Genomic DNA, 20,567 nt, shown 5'->3' on the forward strand with positions numbered 1-20,567 from the left:
GAGCCGAGAGGCCGCGGCGTACTGGATGCCCCGGTCAAGCCGGGGCATGACGAAGGAAAGACTACGCCCTTGGCGCGCAGCGGACGTAGACCATGTTGCCGTAACGGGTGGCGGCGTCCTTGTCGATGAAGCGGGTGATCAGGACGCGGCCGTCGAAGGAGACGATCTCGCGGTCCTGCTCGCCGGGGGTGGGACCCGCCGGGCCGATGTAGTTCTTGCCGCTGGGCGAGCCCTTCAGCCGCAGCTCCTGCGGCGTCGCCTGGTCGGCGAGATGCATGATCACGCCGCCGGAGGAACCGGCGGTGATCACGTAGGGATTCTTGCACTGCGCCCGGGCCGCGGCCTCGGTGCGGGCGCGGTCGGCCGGGTTCTGGAACGAGGCGAGACCCCAGCGGCCGACGATCTCGTCGGCGCGGATGCTCGCCGGCATTTCCGGGCCGGTGCCGGGCTCGGCCTCGGGCGGCGGCGAAGACGACGAGAACGACGGCAGGCTCATACCGCCGCCGCAGGCGCCAAGCAGCAGCGCCAGGCAAGAGGCGGCCGCCAGATTGGCAACCGTGCGTGCGTGAGCTGACCTGATCATGACATTCCCCCGAGCAAACCGTCCCCCAAATGAGACCCCGACCGCATCCCTCCTGCAGCCAAGCGCAAAACCGCTGTCGGAGCAATGACGTCCTTTATACGCCAGCGCGACCAATAAGTTTCTCTAGACACGATCCTATATCCGCCTCACCAATCGCTTAACCACCCTTGCTTGACAGGATCGCGGCCAAGCCATATTTCCGGGCGCACTATTAGCACTCGGAAAGCCCGATTGCTAAGCGCGCCGTTCGATCCTCGGCAAGAGGGTGGACGGACGCCGCCCCTACCCACTTCCATTCCTTCCGAAGCGAGCCTCCAAAGGGAAACGTCATGGCTAAATCCAAATTTCGTCCGCTGCATGACCGTGTCGTGGTCAAACGTATCGACGCCGAGGAAAAGACCAAGGGCGGCATCATCATTCCGGACACCGCCAAGGAAAAGCCGTCCCAGGGCGAGGTCGTCGCCGTCGGCCCCGGCGGCCGCGACGAGGCCGGCAAGCTGATCCCGATCGACCTCAAGGTCGGCGACCGCGTGCTGTTCGGCAAGTGGTCGGGCACCGAGGTCAAGATCGACAACGAAGAGCTCCTGATCATGAAGGAGTCGGACATCATGGGCGTCATGGCCTAAGGCCGTCAGCCTGAACAGCCGCTGAATGTCATGCCCGGATCGCGCGATCCGGGCATTCGGTCATTCCGCAAGCGGCAAACACATCACGAAACACGAGGGATTGAAGAAATGGCTGCCAAAGACGTCAAGTTTTCCGGAGACGCGCGCGATCGCATGCTGCGCGGCGTCGACATTCTCGCCAACGCCGTCAAGGTGACGCTCGGTCCGAAGGGCCGCAACGTCGTCATCGAGAAGAGCTTCGGCGCGCCCCGCATCACCAAGGACGGCGTCACCGTCGCCAAGGAGATCGAGCTCGAGGACAAGTTCGAGAACATGGGCGCCCAGATGCTGCGTGAGGTCGCCTCCAAGACCAACGACCTCGCCGGCGACGGCACCACCACCGCGACCGTGCTGGCCCAGGCCATCGTGCGCGAAGGCGCCAAGGCGGTTGCCGCCGGCATGAACCCGATGGACCTCAAGCGCGGCATCGACATCGCGGTTGCAGCGGTGATCAAGGACATTGAAAAGCGCGCCAAGCCGGTCGCCGCCTCCTCCGAGGTCGCCCAGGTCGGCACCATCTCGGCCAACGGCGATGCCGCCATCGGCAAGATGATCGCCCAGGCGATGCAGAAGGTCGGCAACGAGGGCGTCATCACCGTCGAGGAGAACAAGTCGCTCGACACCGAGGTCGACATCGTCGAGGGCATGAAGTTCGACCGCGGCTATCTGTCGCCCTACTTCGTCACCAACGCCGAGAAGATGACCGCCGAGCTCGAGGACGCCTACATCCTCCTGCACGAGAAGAAGCTGTCCGGCCTTCAGGCCATGCTGCCGGTGCTGGAAGCCGTGGTGCAGTCGGGCAAACCGCTCGTCATCATCGCCGAGGACGTCGAGGGCGAGGCGCTGGCCACCCTGGTCGTCAACCGCCTCCGTGGCGGCCTGAAGGTCGCCGCCGTCAAGGCGCCGGGCTTCGGCGACCGCCGCAAGGCCATGCTCGAGGACCTCGCGATCCTCACCGGCGGCCAGCTCATCTCCGAGGACCTCGGCATGAAGCTCGAGAACGTCACGGTGAAGATGCTCGGTCGTGCCGGCAAGGTCGTGATCGACAAGGAGAACACCACGATCGTCAAGGGCGCCGGCAAGAAGCCGGAGATCGAGGCCCGCGTCGGCCAGATCAAGGCCCAGATCGAGGAGACCACCTCGGACTACGACCGTGAGAAGCTCCAGGAGCGCCTCGCCAAGCTCGCCGGCGGCGTCGCGGTGATCCGCGTCGGCGGCGCGACCGAGATCGAGGTCAAGGAGAAGAAGGACCGCGTCGAGGACGCGCTCAACGCCACCCGCGCCGCGGTGCAGGAAGGCATCGTCCCCGGCGGCGGCGTCGCGCTGCTGCGCGCCAAGAAGGCGGTGGGCCGTCTCACCAACGCCAATGCCGACGTCCAGGCCGGCATCAACATCGTGCTGAAGGCGCTGGAAGCCCCGATCCGCCAGATCTCCGAGAACGCGGGCGTGGAAGGCTCGATCGTCGTCGGCAAGATCCTGGAGAACAAGTCCGAGACCTTCGGCTTCGACGCCCAGAACGAGGACTATGTCGACATGGTCGAGAAGGGCATCATCGATCCCGCCAAGGTGGTCCGCACCGCGCTGCAGGACGCCTCGTCCGTGGCCGGCCTGCTGGTGACCACCGAGGCCATGGTCGCCGAAACGCCGAAGAAGGAAGCTCCGGCCGCCATGCCGGGCGGCGGCGGCATGGGCGGCTTCTAAGCCTCCGTTCCGTTACAATGTTGCGAAGGCCGCCTCCGGGCGGCCTTCTTTTTTGCCGACCCTGCCCCTTCTGCTTTCCAATTCAACCGGCGGCCAAAACCCACTACGGTGGCGCGCCGATTCGATTGCGCGAGGATTCATCGATGCGTGCGCTTCTGGTTTGTTCGACAGCCCTTTTGGCGGCCCTGCTTGCCGTCTCGCCCGATGTCACATCGGCCCAGATGAAGCTGTCGCCGAAGGCCACGGCGCCGGGCGGGACGGAGACCCGCTATTTCACCTCGATCGACGGCCTGATGGACGGCAATGCCGACGTGATCCTGAAGGAGACGCGGCAGGGCAAGACGGTGACGGCGGCCGTGCTCGACGTCTGCTATCCCGTCGCAAAAAATTCCGACCGCAAGGACCGCTTCGTCGTCAATCTCCAGGTCGCGGGCCAGAACCTGACGGGCACGACGCAGAGCCTCGGCGAGAAGGCGCCCGTCACCGTCAAGCTGCTGCGCAAACAGTCCGGCGACACGTTCGAGTTCCGCGGCCAGATCGCGATCGGCCAGGCCGTGACCGAGGTCACCTCACCCGACAATTCCGATCTCAGCGAGAAGGAATTTCAGGACAACCAGACTTCCGACGACGGCATCACGCCGCAGCCGAAGGATTTCACCGACGTCTCTCCGGAAGCGATCGCGGTCAAGGTCAAGCTGGATGCGGCGACCGAGTTCCTGAAGAGCCTGAAGGGCCAGGACGTCGAGGTGACGCTGGCGAGCCTGACCGTCGGCTGCGACGCGCTGCGTGCCGGCGAGCAGACCATCAACATGTCGGTCGATCCGGAACGCGCCGGCGCGCTGCTGGCGAAGTTCAAGGCGATGCCCGGCGTCACCGCGGCGGGCTGGACCGCGGGCATGACCGAGATGGACCGCACCATCCGCTTTCCCGCGGCCGATTGGCGCGACGGCGACAAGATCAGCCGTGACAAGCTCGCCTCAGCCGTCGCCGGCGTGCTGAGCCGGACGCTTGCGGCAAAGCAGGTCTCGCACAGCTTCAACCCGGCCACCGGCAAGCTCAAGCTCGTCTTCAAGCGACCGAACCAGGATTTTCCGGCACTCGAGCTCACCGACACGATCGAGGTTGCAGGCCTCATCTCGCCCGACAAGCCGGGCACGACCGACAAACTGATGCTTTGGATCGGCAGCCCCTCGACCACGACCGCCGATGAGAGCAGCGGCGCCAAGCTCAATCTCTCGGATGACGCTTCGGCCGACGAGGAAGGCGATCAGCCCGACGACAACGGCTCAGTCGAGGCCCTCGCGAAAGAGCTGAAAGGCCAGCGCTGGGACGCCGACAAGTCGGTGTGGAAGTAGGCGCAGACACCCACTCTCGCCGTCATCGCCCGGCTTGACCGGGCGATCCAGTACTCCGAGACAGTTGTGGTTGAATCGAGAGGCCGCGGCGTACTGGGTGCCCCGGTCAAGCCGGGGCACGACAGCGATCGCGCCTCAATTCCCCGTCGTGCGAAAGCGCAGCGGCTTGGGACCGATCAGTGTCAGTACGTCGCCCTGACGCTTCCAGGTCTCGACGCTGCTGAGCGACGCGACGAGTTCGTCGTCGGCCTGCGCCCTGGCCGGCGGACAGGAACGGTCCTGGATCTGGCCGGGGACGAAGATCACCGTGTTGCCGGCGACCGAGAACTGGCCCTTGCCACCCTTGCACCAGAGCTCCAGCACGACTTCGCCATTGTCGCCGATCTCGATGTTCGGAATCCGCTTCGAGCCCGGCTGCGGCAGGGCCTCCAGCGTCATCTCGGTACCGAACGGAAAACCGTCCTCGGCACGCGCGAGCGTGGACATCGCGAGCATTGCAACCGCCAAACACGCCATCTGCTTGAGCGAAACCATGAGACCTCTCGACCGACCTGATTTGCGGCACGTTCTATAAGACGGCGGCCCCGTTGAGAAGGTTCGCGGAGGCTAAAGCGCGATGAGATTGGGACGAATCGTCATCGTGCTTCAGGTTGTTGTTTGAGCATGATCTTTTCGGAAGACCGCTTCGCACTTTTCCGGATCGTGCTTTAGATGCAAAAATCCCCGCAAGGCGGCGAAGCCCTGCGGGGATTTGCGTTGAAGCGAGGCGTGGCCTGCTACTTCAGCACCATCGCCGTGAACGGCCAGACATAGGCCTGCAACGTCACGAACAGGCCGACCAGGGAGGCCAGCACGATCGAGTGCCAGAACACGAAGCGCAGGATCGTGCCCTCATGGCCGTACCAGTTGGTGGCAGTGGAGGCGACGACGATCGATTGCGCGTCGATCATCTTGCCCATCACGCCGCCGGACGAGTTGGCCGCGGCCATCAGGATCGGCGACAGGCCGAGTTGCTCGGACGTGATCTTCTGGAGGTTTCCGAACAGCACGTTGGAGGCGGTGTCCGACCCCGTCAGCGCCACCCCGAGCCAACCGAGCAGCGTGCCGAAGAAGGGATAGAGCACGCCGGTTGCAGCAAAGGCGAGGCCGAGCGTTGCGTCGACGCCGGAGAGCCGCGTCAGCGTGCCGATTGCGAGCATCGCCGAGATCGTGATCAGCGAGATCGCGCAGAGCCGGATGGTGCGGCCGTATTGGATCAGCAGCCTGCCGGGACCGACACCCATCAGGAAGCCGGAGATGATCGCGGCAATCAACATGCCCGTGCCGGTGAAGGACAGGTAGGTGAAGCCGAACACCGCGCTCTCTTTGGTCGGCCCTGGCGCGACCGGCGGCATCTTGTTGATCATCTGATGCAACTCGGGAACGGGATAGTTCCAGGTGAAGATCGAGTTCGCCCAGGTCTTGAAGCCGCCGTTGCCCCAGACCAGCATCACGATGCAGACGATGATCCATGGCAGCAGCGCGCTGAAGAGCTCGCTCTGCGTCAGCGGCGTCTTGTCGAGCGGCTTGGCCGCGGCCATGGTGGAGGCCGATTCATCGTTCCCGCGCAGCGCCGGCGACAACCAGAGCTGCCTGGGTTGCCACACCTTCAGGAACAGGATCAGCGCGCCCATCGAGATCAGCGACGCCCCGATGTCGACGATCCAGGGATTGATGAAGTTCGAGATCACGAATTGCGGGACCGCGAACGACACGCCGGTGACGAGGATCGCCGGCCAGACGTCCTTCATGCCCTTCCAACCCGCAAACGCCCACACCACCCAGAACGGCACGATCAGAGAGAAGATCGGCAACTGCCGTCCGACCATCGCGCCGAGGATGTAGGGATCAAGCCCGGTGACCGAGGCAAGACCCTGGATCGGCGTGCCCAGCGCGCCAAAAGCGACCGGCGCGGTATTGGCGATCAGCGACAGGCCGGAGGCCGCGAGCGGCGAGAAGCCGAGCCCGATCAGCACGGCGCCCGTGATGGCGACCGGCGTGCCGAAGCCCGAGGCTCCCTCGAAGAACGCGCCGAAGGAGAACGCGATCAGCAGCAATTGCAGCCGCCGGTCCTCGGTGACGCCGCCGACCGCGCGCTTGAGCAGCTCGAAGCGCCCGGTGGTCACCGTCACCTGGTAGAGGAAGATGACGTTGAGAACGATCCAGCCGATCGGGAAGAAGCCGGTCACGATGCCGAGGATCGAGGCGCGGATCGACATGTTCGCCGGCATGGTGAACACGAAGATCGTGATCAGGTTGGCCACGATCACGGCGATGATTGCAGCAATATGGGCCTGGACGCGACCGCTCGCGATCAGGATCAGCAGCGTGACGACGGGTATTGCCGCCGCGATCGTCGACAGCACCGGGCTGTGCAGCGGGTCATAGACTTGATTCCACATGGTCTTCCTCCCCCACGCCTGTTGCGGCAGGCGGCCCGCGTGGACAGCCGAACCTGCTTGACGCTGGAAGCGATAACCCCCGAGCTGGACGCGAATTCCTCGCGAGTACGGCGGTTCCCGTCCGCTCACAAGCCCGCGAAGTCCCGGAGGCCCCCACCCCGCGCCGTTGTACCCATGCTAGGGTTGCAAGCTGCGACAAGCCAACGCAAATTGCTGAACTTGCGACTTTAGTCTAAGCGCTTTCTGCCGTTGCCACAGCCATTTGGCCTATGGGCGTTGTGCACATCCCCTCAGGAGACAGAGCTCTGTGAAGAACATCAGCGCCACGCTCGCGATCGTCTGGCGAATCGCCGCCCCCTATTTCCGATCGGAGGACAAGTGGGTCGGTCGCGGCCTGCTCGCCGCCGTGATCGCGATCGAGCTGGCGCTGGTCGCGATCGACGTGCTGGTGAACCAGTGGCAGAACCGGTTCTACAGCGCGCTCCAGAACAGCGACTGGGACGCCTTCGTCACGCAGATATGGATCTTCATCGGCCTCGCCTTCACGGCGATCGCGCTGGCGGTCTACAAGCTGTACCTGAACCAGTGGCTCCAGATCCGCTGGCGGCAGTGGCTCACCCAACACTATCTCCGCGAATGGCTCGACGGCTCGACGCATTACCGCATGCAGCTCAAGGGCGATGCGGCCGACAACCCGGACCAGCGCATCACCGACGACGTCAAGAACTTCGTCGAGCAGACCCTGACGATCGGACTGGGCCTGCTGTCGGCGATCGTGACGCTGTTCTCCTTCGTGATCATCCTCTGGGGCCTGTCCAACGCCGCGCCGCTGCACCTGTTCGGCACCGATCTCATGATCCCCGGCTACCTGTGCTGGGGCGCGCTGATCTACGCGGTCTTCGGCACCGCGTTGACGCACTGGATCGGCGCCCCGCTGGTCAATCTCAATTTCGAGCAGCAGCGCTATGAGGCCGACTTCCGCTTCAACCTCGTCCGCGTCCGCGAGAATTCCGAGCAGATCGCGCTGCTCAAGGGCGAGGGTGCCGAACGCGGCGGTCTCTTCCGTCGCTTCGGCTTCGTGATCGGCAACTGGTACGCCATCATGAGCCGGACCAAGCGCCTCACCGCGTTCACGGCGAGCTATCAGCAGGCTGCCGTGATCTTTCCCTACGTGCTGGTGGCGCCAGCCTTCTTCGCCAAGAAGATCCAGCTCGGCGACATGATGCAGACGGCATCGGCCTTCTCGAGCGTCCAGGGTGCGCTGTCGTTCTTCGTGGTGGCCTACCGGGCGCTGGCGGAATGGCGCGCGATCGTCGCCCGTCTCGACGGCTTCGAGATGTCGGTGGCCTCGGCCGCACACCCGCCGACGCATGAGCCGACCATCGGCCTTGCACCATCCGGCAGCACGACGGCGATCGCGCTCAAGCAGCTGCTCGTGAAGCTACCGAACGGTGCGCCTCTGGTCGCAGCCGATGCCTTCACGATCCAACCGGCGGAGCGGGTCTTGGTGACCGGGCCGTCGGGCTCCGGCAAGTCGACGCTTTTCCGGGCCATCGCCGGCGTCTGGCCGTTCGGCACCGGCACCATCGCCATACCCGGGAAATCGAAGCTGATGATGCTACCGCAGCGCCCCTACTTCCCGATCGGCCCGCTAGGCGACGCGGTCATCTACCCGGCAGAACATGGCGCCGTCGCACCCGAGAAAATCCGGGACGCACTCATTGCGGTCGGCATGCCGAAGCTGGCCGAGCGACTCGACGAGGACGGTCATTGGAACAGGACGCTCTCGCTCGGCGAGCAGCAGCGCCTGGGGCTCGCGCGCGCCCTGCTGCACGTGCCGGATTATCTGTTCCTCGACGAGGCCACGGCGTCGCTGGACGAACCATCGGAAGCCCGGCTGTACCGGCTGCTGGCGGAGAAGTTGCCGCAGGCCACCATCGTCTCGATCGGCCACCGCTCGACCCTCGACGCCTTCCACACCCGCAAGGTGGCGTTGGTGAAGGACGGCGAGATCCACGTTCTCGGCAAGGACGGCGAACCGGCCCAGGCGGAGCCGACCGCGGCGAGCTGAGGCGGCACAACCAAGCCTGAGGCCAACCTCGATAGGACCTTCGTTGCAGCCAGCCTTCGAGACGCCCGCCTCCGGCGGGCTCCTCACGATGAGGTCTGTCCTCGCGGCAAGATCCTGGACCCTCATGGTGAGGAGCGCCGCCTTGCGGCGCGTCTCGAACCATGCAGGCCGAGCGCTCTCACAGACGACCCCAAGCCCAAAGCAAAAGGGCGGCAGATTGCTCTGCCGCCCTCGTTAGGTCGTCTCGGGAAGAAACTTACTTCAGGTTGGTCATCGCCGTCAGGTCGACCGAGAGCTTGGCGACGCCGGCCGCGCTGCACCAGTTGGAGCCGAACGCCGTGGCCGCGTTCGCGCCGCCATTGATGGGCGTCACGAAACCGGGGCTGGAGTTGGTGGCCGAGAAGTCGCTGGTGAAGGCGTTGCAGTTACCCTTCGAGAGGTCGGTGTCGTAGTAGCGCAGATCGAGCGTGAACACCTTGTAGGTGAAGCCCACGCCGACGTTCCAGGTGTTGTAGCTCGGCTCCTTGATGCCGTTGGAATACAGCGGGTCGCCGGCAATGCCGTAGAAGATGTCGGACGTGCCGAGCCACTGACGGCCGAATTCACCCGACACATACATGCCGACGCCGCTGGCACCGAACGTGGTGCTCGGCGCGGTCCACTTGGCGGTGATCGAGGCGTAGTTACCCCAGGCACCGAGGTTCAGGAAGTTCGGCGAATAGTACTCGTTGAAACCAACGACCCACTGATCGTTGATGTTGAGATTCAGCTTGGCGTAGACTTCGTAGAAGCTTGCGTCCTTCTTGGCGAAGTTGCCGTTGATCGGAAGGCCGATCGCGCCCTGCGAATTGTCGAGGCCGGTGCCGCAATTGCCCTGGGCAAGGGTGCCCTGCGAACCGAAGCAGCTTCCGCCCGGATAGAGGTAGCCCCAGATACCGAAGTCGAAGGCGAACATGCCAAAGGTCGGGCGGATACCGCCGTAGATGTCGACTTCAGCCGCGGCGCGGTTCGGGAACGAGATGCTCTCCGCGGACGCACCGACGTAGAGCTGGAGGTCCTTGTTGACGTTGTAGCGCGGCTCGAAATAGGCCGCGACCGACGGATTGTGGTTCGACTGAGTGACGCCGCGGAAGATGTAATCGCTCATGATGCCGGCGCCGAAGGCGACATCCCAGGGGTCAAAGGCGGGCGGCGGCGGGGCCTTCAGAGCCTTGACCGGCATGTCTGCCGCGAAAGCCGAACCCGTCACCATTGCCAGCGCCGTTGCCAACAAAGCCACTTTTTTCATTTCGATCCCCATCACCAGTTCTACCCAGTCGGTTTCCCGGAAGCCCCCCGGGCGTACGACGTGTCTGCAAAATTTCGTTACCGCGACAATCTGGATGGGAGGATGCGAACCGTGAAGCAAAAATCACGAGCATCTGCCGACTTTTTAGGCGTTCTGACGATTCTACAGAAGGTTGTCCGCCTGTGTTGCTTCTCGATCACATTATTTTCATTCCAAAGTGCACAGAGCCGCCCGGATTAATACGGGAGCCGCCGGTGCAGTGGTGCCTGTGCCACGAATCGGACTGACGCGAGAAACGACAACCGCCGAGACCATTGTGCCGATGCAGAAAGGCCGCAGCGTCACCGCCGCGGCCTTCCTGTTGTCGGTCGTTGTCGTCGGGATGGACCCAGCCTTGGCCCTCACCTTGGACCTGACTTGGACCCTAACCGTGGGGGCCCCTCGGGGCCTAACCCTGCCCTTCGGCCGGCGTCGGCTCCGCAGAAGACGAAGGCATCGCCCAGCTTGTCTCGGCGGCGGGCTCCGGAGCCGGAGCCGCCACCGGCGCTGAGGGCTTCGGCGCAGGAGCTGCCTTCGCCTTCTTCGGTGCCGCTTTCTTTGCGGCCTTCTTCGGTGCAGCCGGCTTGGCAGCCTTCTTGGCCGACTTCTTCGCAGCCTTCTTGGCGGCCTTCTTCGGGGCGGCCTTCCTGGCAGATTTCTTCGCAGACTTCTTGGCAGACTTTTTCGCGGACTTCTTAGCTGCCCTCTTCGCGGTCTTCTTCGCCGCTACAGCCTTCTTGGCCTTTTTGGCCTTCTTGCTTTTTTTCTTCTTCGCTTTCGCCATCGTGGTCCTCCTGTTGCCGCCGAACAATGGTCGATCGGGCGTCTTCAGCCGTCACCTCCGGACGAAGGCTAGCTCGACGCATTCAATGCCGGCCGCGACCCGCCCGTAGCCCAATCGAGAAGCTCAATCGTGTGTACGACCGGAACTGACGTGCCACTGGCAATCTGCACCATGCAGCCGATATTGCCCGCGGCAATCATGTCCGGCTTGACGCTTGCGATGTTGGCGACCTTGCGGTCGCGCAACCGGCCCGCAAGCTCGGGCTGGAGAATGTTGTAGGTCCCCGCCGAGCCGCAACACAAATGGCTCTCCGGCACATCTTTCACCACGAATCCATTCTTGGAAAGCAATTCTTTCGGAAGGCCCGTGATTTTCTGCCCGTGCTGCAACGAACACGCGGAGTGATAGGCGACGACGATGTTGTCCTGTCGCGTAGTGGTCGCGAGCTCGAGGCCGGCGACGAATTCGGTGATGTCCTTGGCGAGCGTGGACACCTGCGCTGCATCGGCGGCGAACGCCGTGTCCTCGCGCAGGAGATAGCCGTAGTCCTTGATCACCGTGCCGCAGCCGGAGGCCGTCACCAGGATGGCGTCGAGCCCCTCGCCGGCCGCTTCCTTTCGCCACGCCGCGATGTTGGCGCGGGCCCGCGCCAATGCATCCTGGTCGTTGCCCAGATGATGGGTCAGCGCGCCGCAGCACTGCTCGTCCCGGACCAGGACAACCTCGATGCCGTGGCGGGTGAGGAGGCTGATGGCGGCCTGGTTGATGCGCGGCGCCAGCACCTGCTGGGCACAGCCCTGCAGCAGCGCGACCCGGCCGCGCTTCTTGCCGAGTGCCGCGAACACGCTGCCGGGGAGCGGGCCCGGCGACGGCAGACGGTTCGGCGCCAGCGCCAGCATCGCCTTGAGGCGCTGGATCAGGCCGGGCGTCGCCGACGGCCGCGGCGTCGGCAGGAATACGGCAAGCGGACTGGCGAGGCGCGCCAGCCACATGCTGGTGCGGAAGAGCTGCGGATTCGGCAGGACAAAGGCCAGCACCTGGCGCAACAGCCGCTCGGTCAGCGGCCGCTGATAGCGCTGTTCGATCCGGACCCGGGCCTGGTCGACGAGGTGCATGTAGTTCACCCCTGAGGGGCAGGTCGTCATGCAGGACAGACACGACAGGCAGCGGTCGATATGCTTGACCACCTCGGCCGTCGGGGCCTGGTCCTTCTCCAGCATCTCCTTGATCAGGTAGATGCGGCCGCGCGGGCTATCGAGCTCGTCGCCTAGCAGTACATAGGTCGGGCAGGTTGCAGTGCAGAAGCCGCAATGGACGCAGGCGCGCAGGATCTTGTCGGCTTCCGCGATGTCGGGGTCGGCGAGCTGCGCCAGTGAGAATTCGGTCTTCATGCCGCAGCGCCCCGCGTCAGCCGCCCCCGGTTGAGAATGGTTTTCGGATCGAAACTGGCGCGGACCCGATCGCTCAGCGCGGCGACGCCGGGCGCCTGCGGATGGAATACGTCCACACCGCGCCTGACGTCCTCGGCCGCCCGGATCAGCGTGGCGTGCCCGCCGACCGCATCCGCGCGCTGGCGTACGGCCGGGGCATGCGCATCGGCCTTCGGCGGCAGTGCGGCCCAGATCAGGCCGCCGCCCCAATCGTAGATGATGTCGCCGCCGGTCTCGCGCGCCAGCTGGGCCCCGAGCGCCGCGCCGGAAGCCGGCGGACAAACGATCCGCCACACCGGCCAGGCCCCAACTGCACCGCCAGCCGCGAACGGCAGGACGTCGCGGATCGTGGCCCACAATGCGGCGGACGCCACATCCTCGACCAGCGTCGCGGTTCCGAACGGCGCCAGCAATTCGCGCAGCGAGCCGGCGCGGTGCGCGGCGGACGCCGTGATGCCCTCGAGCCGCAGCACGGTCAGCGCTTCGCCCTGGCTGGCGATGTCGCCCAGCCCGTCGGTCTTCGCCCGGAAGGCCGATTTCGGCAGATGCGCGGCGGCGGAGACGTCGAAGGGCGAGCCGAGCGCCGCGGTCATCGCCTTGTTGGCGGCGGCATCGTCGAGCCCGCGCAGCAGCAGCGTCCGCTCCGCTTCGGGCTTCGGCATCACCTTGAGCGTCACCTCGGTCATCACCGACAGCGTGCCCCAGGACCCCGCCAGCAGCTTGCAGAGGTCGTAGCCGGTGACGTTCTTCACCACCTTGCCACCGGTCTTGAAGCTGTCGCCGAAACCGGAGACGGCGTGCGCCCCGAGCAGGTGATCGCGCGCCCCGCCCGCCTTGATCCGCCGCGGACCGGCGAGACCGGCCGCGATCATACCGCCGATGGTACCCAACGCGGGCGTGCCGAGCAGCGGCGCCGTATTCATCGGCTCGAAGGCGAATTGCTGGTTCTTGGCATCGATCAGCGACAGCACGTCGGCCAGCGGGGCGCCGGCCTGGAGCGTGACGATCAGCTCGTTGGGTTCGTAGGAGGTGACGGCATTCAGCGCGGAGAGGTCGAGCACGGCGTTGGTCGCCATTGTGTGGCCAATGCTGCGCTTGCTGCCATGACCGATGATCTCGAGCGGCTGCTCGTTGGCAATCGCCGCGCGCACCACCTCTTCGACGTCTTTGGCGTCTCTGACCCTGAGCGTATCCACGGGAAAAGGCGGTAGCGAAATTCGCCGCCAAAATCAAATGCGGCGTGACGCCGGCGATCAGCGCCGGTGCAGTCGGGGATCCTGCACGGGCGACCACAACGCTTCGATCATGATCGAAGCGTTCACGACATCGACACTTCGATCAGCGGCGAACCAAAGCCGGCAGCCCCTCGCTACAAGCTTGCGCCGATCGCGATCGAGGCCAACCGATGGAGACAAGCATGCGATCGACACATCAGCGGCTGGTGCCGCGCGTCCACGAAGCGTTCAGCCGCAGGTCGGTGATCCGGGCCTTCGGTGCCGTCCTGGCGATCTATCTCTCGCCATGGGCGGCGGCGTCATCTCAAGCCCAGCAGCAAGGAGCAAGGACCATGAACCACTATGCCACGCAGAAATCCCTCAGCGACGCCGTCGACGGCGGCGGCCTGCTCGTCGTCGCACAATGGGAGGCCAAGCCCGGCGAGGCCGAAAAGGTCGCCGCGATCCTCGACCGCTTCCTGCCGGAGGCGCAGCGCGAGGACGGCGTCAAGTTGTTCCTGATCTCGCGCGCCAGGGACAATCCGGCCCAGTTCCTGTTCTACGAGCTGTTCCGCGACGAGGCGGCTTTCAAGGCGCATCAGGAGAGCGCACATTTCAAGACCTGGATCGCCGGCGAAGCCCTGCCGCTGCTGGCGAAGCGCGAACGGGCTCAATACGCACTCATGTAAACACCGGCTCGTATGCCGCGGTTCGATCTGGACCGCGGCATACGACTATATGATCGCGCGCAGCGGCGATCTGCGTAGGATCAGCGCCGAGACGGCCAAGCTGCCGATCGCGGCCAACATGGTCAGCAGGAGCGCCTTCGTGAGTGCGAAGAGCGGCAGTGTGTGCAGAAGCAGGGCAAAGCCGACCAGGATCGGCGGATGGATCAGGTAGACGCCGAAGGCGTTGTCCGAGAGCCATTTGGCGACCGGCCCTTGCGCGTCGAAATAGCGGCGGTAGACGGCCAGCATCAAGAGACCCATGCCGACGCAGACCAGCGCCTCCCACAGGCACTTCCCGGCACTGACGACGTTGAAGCCGCCTGCATAGAGCGCTGTGTCCCCCTGCAGGCCTCCCCCGAACAGCACGAGCGCTGCAAACAGCGGCACAGAGAGCGACAGCGCGAGCAGTCCCCAGCGGATACAGGAGCGCTCGGCAAGCCCAAGCATCCAATTGCCGCGATAGCCGACGGCGCCGGCTGCGAACATGAGAGCGTATTGCGGGAGATCGCCGGGGTGAACGTTGAGCACGGAGGTATCGGCGTGGATGGCGATGCGAACGGCGAAGGTGAGTGCCGCCATGGCCGCAACGAACAGAACAATCCCCGTGCCGCACAGCGCAACCTCGGGCTCCCGCCATCCGGTCTGGCGGATCAGGCCATAGAGGAGCGAGACCAGCAGCAGCACCACGCAAAACCACATCGGTCCCGTCTCGGAAAGCCATTCGCCGTCCATCAGATGGGTCAGCCATTGATGGCCGAAACCGCCCTTGCCCCAAGTCCATGACAGAAAATACTGCGTCAGTGGGCCGATCACCAACATGTAGAGCAAAGTCGGCAAGCCGAGCCTGATCAGCCGATCACGCGCAAATTTCGAAAGTCCTTTCCGATCGAAGGCGCCGACGGCGAAATAGCCGGCGATGAAGAATAGCGCGGCCATGAAGAAGGCCTGGAGAAAGCTCTGATAGATGCCGAAGAAGAGGGCCGTGCCGAAGCCGGTCTCCCGCCGGTCGACATAGTACCAATTGCCGAACGGACTGTAGGTGTCGGCTGCGTGCATGCTCAGCACGAGAATGATCATCGACCAGCGGATGTTGTCGATGAACAGCAGGCGCGACTTCGCCAGCCGCCTGCCCGGCGCTTCTTTCGTCACACTGATCCGAACGTCCGCCATGTCGCCGCCATGCCGGGTATCGACCGTCAGAACCGCGGAATGTCCGGAAACGCCACCTTCCCGGCATGCACATGCATGCGGCCGAGCTCGGCGCAGCGGTGCAGGGTCGGAAACACCTTTCCGGGGTTGAGCAGGCCCTGCGCGTCAAAGGCACATTTCAGCCGCTGCTGCTGGTTGAGGTCGATCTCGGTGAACATCTCCGGCATCAGGTCGCGCTTCTCGATGCCGACGCCGTGCTCGCCGGTGAGCACGCCACCGAACTCGACGCAGGCGCGCAGGATGTCGGCGCCGAAGGCCTCGGCGCGCTCGATCTCGCCGGGCTTGTTGGCATCGTAGAGGATCAGCGGATGCAGATTGCCGTCGCCGGCATGGAACACGTTGGCGCAGCCGAGCTGGTATTTTTCCGAGAGCTCGCGGATGCGGGCGAGCGCCTTCGGCAGCGCGCCGCGGGGAATCGTGCCGTCCATGCAGAGATAATCGGGCGAGATGCGGCCGACGGCCGGAAACGCGGCTTTGCGGCCGGCCCAGAACAAATTGCGCTCGGCCTCGGAGGTCGAGATCTGGCAGGTCGTCGAGCCGCAAGCATTCGCAATGGTCTCGACGCGCGTGATCAGCTCGTCGACCTCGATCTTGGGACCGTCGAGCTCGATGATGAGCAGCGCTTCGACGTCGAGCGGATAGCCGGCATGAACGAAGGCCTCGGCGGCGTGGATCGCCGGCTTGTCCATCATCTCCATGCCGCCCGGGATGATGCCGGCGCCGATGATGCGCGCCACGCATTCGCCGGCCGCCTCGACCTGCGCGAAGCCGACCATCAGGGCCCGCGCCGTTTCCGGCTTTTGCAGGATGCGCACCGTGATCTCGGTGATGACCCCGAGCAGACCTTCCGAGCCGGTGATGACGCCCATCAGGTCGTAGCCGGTGTGCTCCGCCGACTTGCCGCCGATGCGCAGGATCTCGCCGCTCATCAGGACAATCTCGCAACCGAGCACGTTGTTGGTGGTCATGCCGTATTTCAGGCAGTGCACGCCGCCGGAATTCTCCGCGACATTGCCGCCGATCGAGCATGCGATCTGCGAGGACGGATCGGGGGCGTAGTAGAAGCCGGCATGCGCGACCGCCTGGCTGATGGCGAGATTGGTGACGCCGGGCTCGGTGACGACGACGCGGTTGTCGAAATCGATCTCGCGGATCCGCTTGAACTTGCCGAGGCCGAGCAGCACGCCATCTTCCAGCGGCAGCGCGCCCCCGGACAGCGACGTGCCGGAGCCGCGCGGAACCACCTTGATCCCCTGCCCGGCACAATATTTCAGGACGAGCGAGACCTGCTCGGTCGTATCGGGCAGCACCACGACCATCGGCGGTTGCCGATAGGCCGTCAGCCCGTCGGATTCGTAGGCCCGCATCTCGGAGGCGCTGTCGATCACGCCCTCGCCGGGCACGATTGCGCGCAATGCAGCCACGATCTCAGCGCGGCGCGCCAGCACGGTCTGGTCGCTCGCGGGCATCATGATGGCCATAACATATCCTTCCGACTCGTAGCCCACGATCAAATTATCGCGGCAAATCAACCACGTCCGCGCCTGTTTGGGTAGGCCATCCGAAAGTCGGAGCGGCCATCTTCGGCGAGTTCGCTCTGGGACAAGTAGGGCAGCATGAAACCTGTCATGGTTTCGCGGCTTGTCCAAGCCGGGCGGGCCTGCCAAAACCGGCGGGTCCGTCGTTTGCCGACCAGGCAAGACCGACCAGCCTAGACCCACCAGGGAAGAGACGAAGAGCACCCGATGACAAAACTGACTTTTGGCGCACTGATGATCCTCACCGTGACTGCCACCGCACCCGCCGCGATGGCGCAGGATGTTGCGGCCGGCAAATCGTCGTTCAACAAATGCCTGGCCTGCCACGCCATCGGCGAAGGCGCCAAGAACAAGGTCGGCCCCGAGCTCAACGGCCTCAACGGCCGCAAGTCAGGCACCGCGCCGGACTACAATTATTCGGATGCGAACAAGAATTCCGGCATCACCTGGGATGAAGCCACGTTCAAGGAATACATCAAGGACCCCAAGGCCAAGATCCCCGGCACCAAGATGGCGTTCGCGGGCATCAAGAACGAGAACGAGATCAACAATCTCTGGGCCTTCGTCGCGCAGTTCGACAAGGACGGGAAAATCAAGCAGTAAGCGCGTGAACGGCGGCCGCCCGAGCTTCGGTTCTGATTGAGTCAGAACCGAAGCTCGGGCTCCTTGTTTTGACGCGTCTTCTTCACGCGAACCGGTATCCACTTCGCTCGAAAACGCCTTAATCGGCGGCCGCCTGCGCAGGGACGATTTTCCCGATCATCGTCTCGATTTCCGTCTTCACCAGATCCGGCACAGCGTTCTGCACCATGTGGCCGAGATCGGGCAGCACGATCAGCTTTGCACCCGGCACCATCGCGGCGAAGGGACGCGCGTGGATGTCGGTCTTCACCGTCTTGTCGGGCTCGCCAGCGATGATCGTGACCGGCGCCCTGATCTCGCCGTAACGCGCAGCCTGCGCCGTCACCGCTTCCTTCAGCGTCACCAAATCATAGGCATTGGCGATGAACTCGCGCGGGCGCAGCAATAGCGGCGTCGCGGAGTCCTGCACGAAGCCGTCCGGCATGATTTGCGGCAGGAAGACGCTGCGCGCGCCGGCCTCGGCAACGAAATACCCCATCGGCAGCGTGATGGTGTAGGCGAGCAGCGGGCCGATCACGGGCGTTGCGACGATCTCGTTGTAGCGGCCGACGCCGCCGCGCCAGGGGTGGGTCACCGGCGCCAGCATGACGAGGCCGGCGACGCGGCCGGGATGATCGAGCGCGATCCGCGCGCCGAGCGCGCCGCTCCAGGAATGCACGACGAAGACCGCGCGATCGATCCCGAGCTTACGAAGCGCCTCGTCGATCATCCGGGCCTGGATCTGCGGCGTCGAATCCTGCCGCCGCATCCGCGTGCTCCAGCCGTGACCGGGACGGTCGATCAAAATGACGCGATGGTCTTTGGCCAGGAGGTCGCCGAGCGGACGCCGCATCGCTTCGAGATTGGAGCTCGCGCCGTGCAGCATCACGATCGGCACGCCTGAACCTCGCGGACCGATATCGACGACGTGAAGCACAGCGCCGTCGACCTCGACCATCCGGCCCTGAGGCGGAAAGGCGCGCTGCACCGCAAGGACGCCGGCCTGCGTGGCCAGCGCCAGCAGAACCAGCGCGGTCACGACTGACATCACGATCATGGGGAGAATCCGGGCGATCCAGGGCACCTGGCAGTTACGAGACTAGCGGGCGGCAGTTTCGCTCCGTGAGACCCCGCGCTCCACTTGAAATGCCGGGGCTGTGGATATGTGCATAATTCGAGCAGAAAAAACCGTAGTAAAATCAATGGCATTCCCCACAGCGCGCAAGCCTCGGGCCAGCTTCATGCAGTCGTCATCGCGGCTTCCATATAATCGCCACGGTCGGTTCCGCCATCTAGGCGCGGGTGGGCGCCGATCCTCCTCGCAAACTCCAAGGGGATGCGGGAAGGCCGGCAGGATGTGTCCTGATTTGAACCGGAGAATGTCGATGAGCTTCAGATCCAAAGACACTGCGATCGACGAGATCGTGGCGAGCTGCAACGGTGACCTGCGCGGTGCAGTGCGGGCACTGCTTCTGATCAACGAGCATCTCGAGACGGAGCTTGCAAAGGCTTACGCCGCGGCCGCCGATCACGGCCTTGTCGAGCGCGCCGGTAGCGTCCTGCACTAAGTGCAGGCTAGTTCGTTCCGTCCTCGTCCTTTTCCTCGTCGGGTGTGACCGCAGGGCAGGCGCGGATCGTCGAACGGGCAAGCTTAGCATCGGCCCTGGATTTGTAGGGACCGTCGCCGAACCAGATGTCGCCGATGATCACGGGATTGCTGGTTACGATGTTGCATTTGCCCGTGGCGCGATTGCCGACCACCCAGAACAAGCCGTCGGCGAGGCTCATCGAGCCCGACGCGAGCAGCAATACACCTGCAAAGATCAAACGCTTCATGGCCGTGCTCCTGCCATGCAGGTAGGCCTGCGCGCGCTTCAACAATACCCCTGAGAACGCCGCACGTGTGATCGTGGTTAATCCGCGCACGCTGCAATCACTCGGGAAATGATCAACTTGTCCGCTAGATGTCGCGGCCTTCGACCTTCTCGGTCAGCGCCTTGACCTGCTCGGGGATCTTCTCGAGGTGCGGATTGACGGCCAGCGCCTTGCGGTAGGCCTCGAGCGCACGTTTCTCGTCACCGACCTCCTGCATGATCATGCCGAGGCCTGCGAGTGCGCCGAAATGGCGAGGCTCCCGGATCAGCACCTCGCGGATGTCGGCAAGCGAGCGGCCGTAGTCATTCTGCATGTAATAGAGCGTGGCGCGCCGGTTCCAGGCCTCGATGTAGTCGGGCCTGAGCTTGATGACCGAATCCAGCAGCTTGATCGCGATGTCGATCTTCTGCGCGTCGACCGCAGTCTTGGCCCGCGCCATCAACAGCGATGCGGTGTCGCTCGGGGTCTGGATCCAGATCGCCCAGATCCGTGCCTCCACATGCTTGGCGCTGGCCTCGTCCGGCGCGGCCTTCAGCGCGCCGAACAGGAAATCGAGATTCTTGCTGCGGTCGACCTTCGGCAGCTTGGCCGGCGCCTCCGGCAGCTTCTTCTGTTCCTTGCCGGGAGGGGCAGGTAGCTCTTTCTGCGCCAGGGCTGGCGTAAGGCCAGTGGCGCCCAGCACAAGGGCCAGACACAGGGTGCGCGCGAAAGGGAAGCTCACTGCCAGGAATCTCACTGCCATGCGCAAAGTCTAAACGCGCAAAGCCGCCCTTGCAAAGCAAAGGCGGCGTCAAACTCGTGTGAGCCGTGGTCTTGCGGGGCGCGCGGAGGCGACCGCGAGGGCAATATCAGCCCTGGCGAGCCTTGAAGCGGCGCTGCACCTTATTGATCACATAGACCCGGCCCTTGCGGCGGACCAGGCGGTTGGCGCGATGGCGACCGCGCAGCGACTTCAACGAGTTACGGACCTTCATGGCAGTATCCTGAACGTTCGAAAGGCCGTGTTCGGCACTACCGTTTCGGCA

20 protein-coding genes are annotated in these 20,567 nt (G+C 64.5%); 7 read left to right on the forward strand and 13 right to left on the reverse strand.

The window, feature by feature from the left end:
- Positions 1 to 61: 61 nt before the first annotated feature.
- Positions 62 to 583, reverse strand: coding sequence for a hypothetical protein (locus ABIA90_RS33150; protein WP_063985626.1), 522 nt, complete (start codon positions 581 to 583; stop codon positions 62 to 64).
- A 329-nt stretch (positions 584 to 912) separates the two neighbouring features.
- On the opposite strand from ABIA90_RS33150, the gene ABIA90_RS33155 reads away from it, so the two are divergent.
- From ABIA90_RS33155 to ABIA90_RS33165, 3 genes are all read left to right on the forward strand, one after another.
- A complete protein-coding gene (locus tag ABIA90_RS33155) occupies positions 913 to 1,209 on the forward strand; it encodes a co-chaperone GroES (protein WP_014491914.1) in 297 nt (98 codons plus the stop codon).
- Between the two features lie 108 nt (positions 1,210 to 1,317).
- The gene (groL, locus tag ABIA90_RS33160) at positions 1,318 to 2,949 is read left to right on the forward strand and encodes a chaperonin GroEL (RefSeq protein ID WP_354120842.1); all 1,632 of its coding nucleotides are present in this window, start codon (positions 1,318 to 1,320) and stop codon (positions 2,947 to 2,949) included.
- A gap of 143 nt (positions 2,950 to 3,092) precedes the next feature.
- Complete coding sequence (locus ABIA90_RS33165; protein WP_354120841.1) at positions 3,093 to 4,304, forward strand: hypothetical protein; 1,212 nt, start codon at positions 3,093 to 3,095, stop codon at positions 4,302 to 4,304.
- 135 nt (positions 4,305 to 4,439) lie between these two features.
- Here the strand turns inward: ABIA90_RS33165 and ABIA90_RS33170 are convergent, their stop codons facing one another.
- Positions 4,440 to 4,838, reverse strand: a complete 399-nt coding sequence (locus ABIA90_RS33170; protein WP_063985629.1) for an META domain-containing protein — start codon at positions 4,836 to 4,838, stop codon at positions 4,440 to 4,442.
- Between the two features lie 242 nt (positions 4,839 to 5,080).
- Complete coding sequence (locus ABIA90_RS33175; protein WP_135214805.1) at positions 5,081 to 6,745, reverse strand: L-lactate permease; 1,665 nt, start codon at positions 6,743 to 6,745, stop codon at positions 5,081 to 5,083.
- A gap of 307 nt (positions 6,746 to 7,052) precedes the next feature.
- Between ABIA90_RS33175 and ABIA90_RS33180 the strand changes: the two genes are divergently transcribed.
- Positions 7,053 to 8,816, forward strand: coding sequence for an ABC transporter ATP-binding protein/permease (locus ABIA90_RS33180; RefSeq protein ID WP_354120840.1), 1,764 nt, complete (start codon positions 7,053 to 7,055; stop codon positions 8,814 to 8,816).
- A 256-nt stretch (positions 8,817 to 9,072) separates the two neighbouring features.
- Here ABIA90_RS33180 and ABIA90_RS33185 read toward each other — a convergent pair whose 3' ends face one another.
- From ABIA90_RS33185 to ABIA90_RS33200, 4 genes are all read right to left on the reverse strand, one after another.
- Entirely contained in the window at positions 9,073 to 10,104 is a 1,032-nt protein-coding gene (locus tag ABIA90_RS33185; protein WP_071909500.1) for a TorF family putative porin, read from the reverse strand.
- A gap of 448 nt (positions 10,105 to 10,552) precedes the next feature.
- On the reverse strand, positions 10,553 to 10,927 hold the full coding sequence (locus tag ABIA90_RS33190) for a histone (protein WP_071909499.1): 375 nt from the start codon (positions 10,925 to 10,927) through the stop codon (positions 10,553 to 10,555).
- 68 nt (positions 10,928 to 10,995) lie between these two features.
- On the reverse strand, positions 10,996 to 12,318 hold the full coding sequence (gene glcF / locus ABIA90_RS33195; protein ID WP_354120839.1) for a glycolate oxidase subunit GlcF: 1,323 nt from the start codon (positions 12,316 to 12,318) through the stop codon (positions 10,996 to 10,998).
- Complete coding sequence (locus tag ABIA90_RS33200) at positions 12,315 to 13,553, reverse strand: FAD-binding protein (RefSeq protein WP_354120838.1); 1,239 nt, start codon at positions 13,551 to 13,553, stop codon at positions 12,315 to 12,317. The genes glcF and ABIA90_RS33200 overlap by 4 nt, the downstream gene beginning before the upstream one ends.
- Before the next feature lie 221 nt (positions 13,554 to 13,774).
- Here ABIA90_RS33200 and ABIA90_RS33205 point away from each other — a divergent pair, with 221 nt between their 5' ends.
- Entirely contained in the window at positions 13,775 to 14,260 is a 486-nt protein-coding gene (locus tag ABIA90_RS33205) for a putative quinol monooxygenase (protein ID WP_354120837.1), read from the forward strand.
- Between the two features lie 45 nt (positions 14,261 to 14,305).
- On the opposite strand, the gene ABIA90_RS33210 is transcribed toward ABIA90_RS33205, so the two are convergent.
- Positions 14,306 to 15,469 (reverse strand): acyltransferase family protein, encoded by a 1,164-nt coding sequence (locus ABIA90_RS33210; RefSeq protein ID WP_354120836.1) that lies wholly within the window; start codon positions 15,467 to 15,469, stop codon positions 14,306 to 14,308.
- 26 nt (positions 15,470 to 15,495) lie between these two features.
- Entirely contained in the window at positions 15,496 to 16,989 is a 1,494-nt protein-coding gene (locus ABIA90_RS33215; protein WP_071909495.1) for an FAD-linked oxidase C-terminal domain-containing protein, read from the reverse strand.
- A 264-nt stretch (positions 16,990 to 17,253) separates the two neighbouring features.
- Between ABIA90_RS33215 and cycA the strand changes: the two genes are divergently transcribed.
- A complete protein-coding gene (cycA, locus tag ABIA90_RS33220; RefSeq protein WP_014491900.1) occupies positions 17,254 to 17,649 on the forward strand; it encodes a cytochrome c-550 CycA in 396 nt (131 codons plus the stop codon).
- A gap of 118 nt (positions 17,650 to 17,767) precedes the next feature.
- Here the strand turns inward: cycA and ABIA90_RS33225 are convergent, their stop codons facing one another.
- Positions 17,768 to 18,724 carry an alpha/beta fold hydrolase gene (locus tag ABIA90_RS33225; RefSeq protein ID WP_354120835.1) on the reverse strand — a complete coding sequence of 319 codons (957 nt, stop codon included), beginning with the start codon at positions 18,722 to 18,724 and terminating at the stop codon, positions 17,768 to 17,770.
- A gap of 328 nt (positions 18,725 to 19,052) precedes the next feature.
- Between ABIA90_RS33225 and ABIA90_RS33230 the strand changes: the two genes are divergently transcribed.
- Positions 19,053 to 19,235 (forward strand): hypothetical protein, encoded by a 183-nt coding sequence (locus ABIA90_RS33230; RefSeq protein ID WP_063986707.1) that lies wholly within the window; start codon positions 19,053 to 19,055, stop codon positions 19,233 to 19,235.
- Positions 19,236 to 19,242: 7 nt separating this feature from the next.
- On the opposite strand, the gene ABIA90_RS33235 is transcribed toward ABIA90_RS33230, so the two are convergent.
- From ABIA90_RS33235 to ykgO, 3 genes are all read right to left on the reverse strand, one after another.
- Positions 19,243 to 19,503, reverse strand: a complete 261-nt coding sequence (locus tag ABIA90_RS33235) for a hypothetical protein (protein WP_354120834.1) — start codon at positions 19,501 to 19,503, stop codon at positions 19,243 to 19,245.
- A gap of 124 nt (positions 19,504 to 19,627) precedes the next feature.
- Positions 19,628 to 20,284, reverse strand: a complete 657-nt coding sequence (locus ABIA90_RS33240; protein WP_094184308.1) for a tetratricopeptide repeat protein — start codon at positions 20,282 to 20,284, stop codon at positions 19,628 to 19,630.
- A 106-nt stretch (positions 20,285 to 20,390) separates the two neighbouring features.
- The gene (ykgO, locus tag ABIA90_RS33245) at positions 20,391 to 20,516 is read right to left on the reverse strand and encodes a type B 50S ribosomal protein L36 (protein WP_006611362.1); all 126 of its coding nucleotides are present in this window, start codon (positions 20,514 to 20,516) and stop codon (positions 20,391 to 20,393) included.
- Between the last annotated feature and the right edge of the window lie 51 nt (positions 20,517 to 20,567).

Source organism: Bradyrhizobium sp. LA6.8, from assembly GCF_040547935.1.
GTDB classification, from domain to species: Bacteria; Pseudomonadota; Alphaproteobacteria; order Rhizobiales; family Xanthobacteraceae; genus Bradyrhizobium; species Bradyrhizobium barranii.

What these genes read in the sequence shown, in the direction of transcription:
- ABIA90_RS33150 (WP_063985626.1), bottom strand. Translation starts at nt 583, where the DNA reads ATGATCAGGTCAGCTCACGCACGCACGGTTGCCAATCTGGCGGCCGCC.
- ABIA90_RS33155 (WP_014491914.1), top strand. Translation starts at nt 913, where the DNA reads ATGGCTAAATCCAAATTTCGTCCGCTGCATGACCGTGTCGTGGTCAAA.
- groL (WP_354120842.1), top strand. Translation starts at nt 1,318, where the DNA reads ATGGCTGCCAAAGACGTCAAGTTTTCCGGAGACGCGCGCGATCGCATG.
- ABIA90_RS33165 (WP_354120841.1), top strand. Translation starts at nt 3,093, where the DNA reads ATGCGTGCGCTTCTGGTTTGTTCGACAGCCCTTTTGGCGGCCCTGCTT.
- ABIA90_RS33170 (WP_063985629.1), bottom strand. Translation starts at nt 4,838, where the DNA reads ATGGTTTCGCTCAAGCAGATGGCGTGTTTGGCGGTTGCAATGCTCGCG.
- ABIA90_RS33175 (WP_135214805.1), bottom strand. Translation starts at nt 6,745, where the DNA reads ATGTGGAATCAAGTCTATGACCCGCTGCACAGCCCGGTGCTGTCGACG.
- ABIA90_RS33185 (WP_071909500.1), bottom strand. Translation starts at nt 10,104, where the DNA reads ATGAAAAAAGTGGCTTTGTTGGCAACGGCGCTGGCAATGGTGACGGGT.
- ABIA90_RS33190 (WP_071909499.1), bottom strand. Translation starts at nt 10,927, where the DNA reads ATGGCGAAAGCGAAGAAGAAAAAAAGCAAGAAGGCCAAAAAGGCCAAG.
- glcF (WP_354120839.1), bottom strand. Translation starts at nt 12,318, where the DNA reads ATGAAGACCGAATTCTCACTGGCGCAGCTCGCCGACCCCGACATCGCG.
- ABIA90_RS33205 (WP_354120837.1), top strand. Translation starts at nt 13,775, where the DNA reads ATGCGATCGACACATCAGCGGCTGGTGCCGCGCGTCCACGAAGCGTTC.
- ABIA90_RS33210 (WP_354120836.1), bottom strand. Translation starts at nt 15,469, where the DNA reads ATGGCGGACGTTCGGATCAGTGTGACGAAAGAAGCGCCGGGCAGGCGG.
- ABIA90_RS33215 (WP_071909495.1), bottom strand. Translation starts at nt 16,989, where the DNA reads ATGGCCATCATGATGCCCGCGAGCGACCAGACCGTGCTGGCGCGCCGC.
- cycA (WP_014491900.1), top strand. Translation starts at nt 17,254, where the DNA reads ATGACAAAACTGACTTTTGGCGCACTGATGATCCTCACCGTGACTGCC.
- ABIA90_RS33225 (WP_354120835.1), bottom strand. Translation starts at nt 18,724, where the DNA reads ATGATCGTGATGTCAGTCGTGACCGCGCTGGTTCTGCTGGCGCTGGCC.
- ABIA90_RS33230 (WP_063986707.1), top strand. Translation starts at nt 19,053, where the DNA reads ATGAGCTTCAGATCCAAAGACACTGCGATCGACGAGATCGTGGCGAGC.
- ABIA90_RS33235 (WP_354120834.1), bottom strand. Translation starts at nt 19,503, where the DNA reads ATGAAGCGTTTGATCTTTGCAGGTGTATTGCTGCTCGCGTCGGGCTCG.
- ABIA90_RS33240 (WP_094184308.1), bottom strand. Translation starts at nt 20,284, where the DNA reads ATGGCAGTGAGATTCCTGGCAGTGAGCTTCCCTTTCGCGCGCACCCTG.
- ykgO (WP_006611362.1), bottom strand. Translation starts at nt 20,516, where the DNA reads ATGAAGGTCCGTAACTCGTTGAAGTCGCTGCGCGGTCGCCATCGCGCC.